This is a genomic window from Neochlamydia sp. TUME1 (assembly GCF_000813645.1).
Lineage (GTDB): Bacteria > Chlamydiota > Chlamydiia > Chlamydiales > Parachlamydiaceae > Neochlamydia.
Genome location: NZ_JRXI01000021.1, coordinates 1 through 1,595, shown reverse-complemented (window position 1 = coordinate 1,595; position 1,595 = coordinate 1). Strand labels below are relative to the sequence as shown.

At 39.9% G+C, this 1,595-nt stretch carries 1 protein-coding gene; it reads right to left on the bottom strand.

From position 1 onward, the window contains the following. Positions 1-34 precede the first annotated feature (34 nt). A complete protein-coding gene (locus DB41_RS12070) occupies positions 35-1,237 on the bottom strand; it encodes a leucine-rich repeat domain-containing protein (RefSeq protein ID WP_052243762.1) in 1,203 nt (400 codons plus the stop codon). Positions 1,238-1,595: the final 358 nt, after the last annotated feature.

Below are 1,595 nucleotides of genomic sequence, written 5' to 3'. Positions count from 1 at the left end.
GCTCACCCCAATTTAAAAAGTACTTAAGGCCATTCTACAATTGGAAACGCTGCCTGATTTTTTCGGAGATATTTTTCAAAGGATTTTCGGCTAATTCAAGCTCTTCCAGCTGAAACAGCTGCCCGATTTCTGTAGGCAGAGCGGTAAGCTGGTTTTGATTTAATTCAAGCGTTTGCAGCTCAGACAGCTGCCCAATTTCTGCAGGCAGAGCGGTGAGCTGGTTTTGATTTAAGTAAAGCCATTGCAGTTGAGACAACTGCCCTATTTCTGCGGGAAGAGTAGTGAGCTGGTTTTGATTTAAGTCAAGCGTTTGCAGCTCAGACAGCCGCCCGATTTCTCCAGGCAGACTGGTGAGCTGGTTTTGATCCAAGCAAAGCTCTTGCAGCTGAGATAACTGGCATATTCCTGCAGGCAAGCTGGTGAATTGGTTTTGATTTAAGTAAAGCCATTCCAGCTGAGACAATTGCCCGATTTCTGCAGGCAGACTGGTGAGCTGGTTTTGATCCAAGTAAAGCTCTCGCAGCTTAGACAGCTGTCCAATTTCTGCAGGAAGGCTGGTGAGCTGGTTTTGATTTAAGTAAAGCTCTCGCAGCTTAGACAGCTGTCCAATTTCTGCAGGAAGGCTGGTGAGCTGGTTTTGATTTAAGTAAAGCAATTGCAGCTGAGACAATTGGCCTATTTCTGGGGGTAAATAAGTCAAGCCTGCTCTAGATAAATCCAAAGACGTGATGTTTTTACAATTTTCTTCCATCCAATCTCTAAGAAGCTCTCCTTTTTTTTCTAAAGGCAAGTGCTTAATTTCTTCTCGGCTCAAGTATTCCTCCCCACCAGGAAGTTTTTTCCAAAGTAGAAGGCGATTAATATTTAAGAGATAAGAAGAGTAATTAGCTAAAGTAAAATATTTTTTTTCTTCAGTCTTCCATTTAAATTTTAGAAGAGAAAGAGACTTGGCTAAAGTAAAGATTTGCTTAAAGATTGCATTTACCTTTGCTGCTTCAGTAAGCTTTTCTTCTAGCTTATAAATCCTATCTACAATAAGAGCCTGCTTGCTAATATCCCCTTGGGAAACATGTACTTTACCTATTTGTTTATAAAGAGAAGGCATCACTTCAGAAGCCAGCAGATGATGCCATCTTTTACAGACGCCAAATAAGGAAGGAACTATGCAAACCTCTAAGATAGGGAGCAGCAACTCATTGGGCAAACTTTCAATAGATGTCGATGAGATAGGATGCATTTTATTTCCTTGAGTAGTGATGATTTTTTCAACATTTTATTTTTTAAAGAAAATATAAAAAATTAAAAAACCAAGTCAAACGAATTCGTGCTCTTATCAATGAAAAACAACTCACAGATAATCTACCCGCATTTTTTTTCAGATAGATTCAAGGAAAGGGGGTAGACCTTCCAAGCATATAGGAGCAGCCACAGGTTTTGGGGATTAAGTGACGCGGCAATTTTGGTGTGGCTAAAAGAAGGAGATTGATTCTTTGCCTTATTTGAGAAAAACGGCTCTTTTTGGTGCTTTGTTTTAATTCTTCTATCGAATGATGGAATACAATACGCCTAGCTTCTTCCTACCAAGAAAGGTTACT